This window comes from Priestia sp. P5_B4, from assembly GCF_056400385.1.
Window position 1 is genome coordinate 1 of the sequence record NZ_JBFULJ010000700.1, and the last position, 2,001, is coordinate 2,001.

Annotated in this window: 3 protein-coding genes; 2 read left to right on the top strand and 1 reads right to left on the bottom strand. The window is 34.1% G+C overall.

The window, feature by feature from the left end; genetic code table 11:
* The first annotated feature begins 396 nt into the window (after positions 1-396).
* Entirely contained in the window at positions 397-1,065 is a 669-nt protein-coding gene (locus tag AC1DRF_RS24875; RefSeq protein WP_427076714.1) for a type 1 glutamine amidotransferase domain-containing protein, read from the top strand.
* An 81-nt stretch (positions 1,066-1,146) separates the two neighbouring features.
* Here the strand turns inward: AC1DRF_RS24875 and AC1DRF_RS24880 are convergent, their stop codons facing one another.
* Positions 1,147-1,341: a hypothetical protein gene (locus AC1DRF_RS24880; RefSeq protein WP_427076715.1), complete on the bottom strand. Its 195-nt coding sequence runs from the start codon at positions 1,339-1,341 to the stop codon at positions 1,147-1,149.
* Positions 1,342-1,573: 232 nt separating this feature from the next.
* Between AC1DRF_RS24880 and AC1DRF_RS24885 the strand changes: the two genes are divergently transcribed.
* Positions 1,574-2,001 (top strand): hypothetical protein (locus AC1DRF_RS24885; RefSeq protein ID WP_477741952.1); only part of this gene is annotated, 428 nt, incomplete at its 3' end.

Here is a 2,001-nt window from a genome sequence, read left to right on the forward strand (position 1 = left end):
TTCTAATCCTGGTAGGATCACCAACGGCTTTATGATAATTCACCAACTTATCTAATTGCATAGCTTACTACCTTCTTCCTCTAATTCGATATACATCTAATTTGATATTAATCAAATTGGATGTATATGTCAAAGAACAAAAATATTTAAAGTGAAGAATTGTCACACTGTATATAAAAAATCTGCCCTGTATAATCTCCAAACTATAAAAAAAACGTCTATTTCTTCGTATAATTTACCCGTTGTTTTTACCTGTTCTTTTTATTATTAAGAAAAAGTTACCATGTTTTCATCAAATAATACCGGGGAACATATTCAAAGAGATAAATGAATTATTAAAGATACATGTAATGTATGTAAATAATAAATAATAAATGAAAAAGGAATGAGTAAATCATGACAGGAAATTCAAAAATTTTAATGGTTGTTACAAATGGACATACAATGGAAAACGGAGAACTTGCTGGAATTTGGCTTACAGAATTCTCTGAAGCATATTTAGAATTTAAGAAAGAAGGATACGAAGTAGTCGTAGCAAGTCCAAAAAGCGGAAAATCACCTGTGGATCCTAACAGCTTAACAGATGATGTGACGGACGAAGACAAAGAAGCAGGAAAACTTTTAGAGAATACAAAATCATTAGCTGAAGTAAGTTCACAAGACTTTGCAGGCATGTTTGTACCTGGAGGGCACGGAACAATGTTTGACTTTCCAGACGATACGCACTTACACCGTTTGTTAACAGAGTTTGCTGAAGACGACAAGCTGATTGCAGCAGTATGCCATGGACCGGCAGCTCTTGTAGGCGGAAAGCTTAAAAACGGTGAGCCGATTGTAAAGGGTAAACGTATTACAGCGTTTACTGATTCAGAAGAGAAAGATACAACGTTAGATAAATACATGCCGTTTCTTCTTGAAACAAAGCTTCGTGAGCTAGGCGCTGAGTTTATTGCAAAAGATAATTGGAGCGATCATATCGAAGTAGACGGAAAGCTTTTAACAGGACAAAATCCACAGTCTACTATCAGCCTCGCAAAAGAATTTGTGCGTGCTTTAAACGCGTAAAAGTATGCATGACCTTAATAGGGTGAAATAAAATAGGAATTAAGGAAAATAAAAAGGGCAGCTATTTAAATAGCTGCCCTTTTATTTACTAGAAGATTTATTTCTGAAAATGTATGTAGTAATTCCTGTTACAATGATAACAGCTACAACACAAATGATCAGACGAACAATCTGTGTCACAAAGATATTATCTGCAATGCTCATGTTTTTGGTTAAAATTAACGTTCCATAAGCAGCTAAGACAGATAAAAACATATTGACGATTCGTTGAGCCATGTTGTTTTTACTCCTTTCGCTTCACTACTTTACACTTTAACACATGTGTTCGATGTAAAAAATATTGAATTACAAGTATGTCAGAAAATCAGCACTCCAGTAAAAGAATCTACTTGTAAGGAAGTAGCTGATATCCTATTAGTTATGACGACTAGAGCTCAGAGAAGGAAATAAGATTTCTTTAGTCTAATTTAACATGCTTGTGTTATTTTTTTAGATAGGTGGGAAAAGCTTGTTTGATAAATTAAAAAAGCTATTTATGGATAAACAGGATCAGGAAACAGATGACAAATATATTTTAGTCCCTGAGAGTGAAATAAATGAGAATTTAAAAAGAGATATAGTGAAGTTGGAAGAAGTAGGAGAGGCATACTGCAAAAGTCTTCAGCACAAATATAGAAATAAATTTGAACGTGAGGATAAGCAGAACTTAAAAATATGGGTGTGTCGGGATATTGATGGCGACCAACTGCCAAATCTAAGTTCGGAGCAGTGTTTAGAAAAAGAATATCGTTCCCAAGTGGCAATAAACTTTGAAGGGTTTACAGATGGAGAAGATGCATACGTTCATTACATCCAATTATGGTATTCCTTTAGTGGGTATTTTAAAGGGACAGGCACTTTGTATGATTTGTCAAAAAATCATTTAGAAGCTGATAT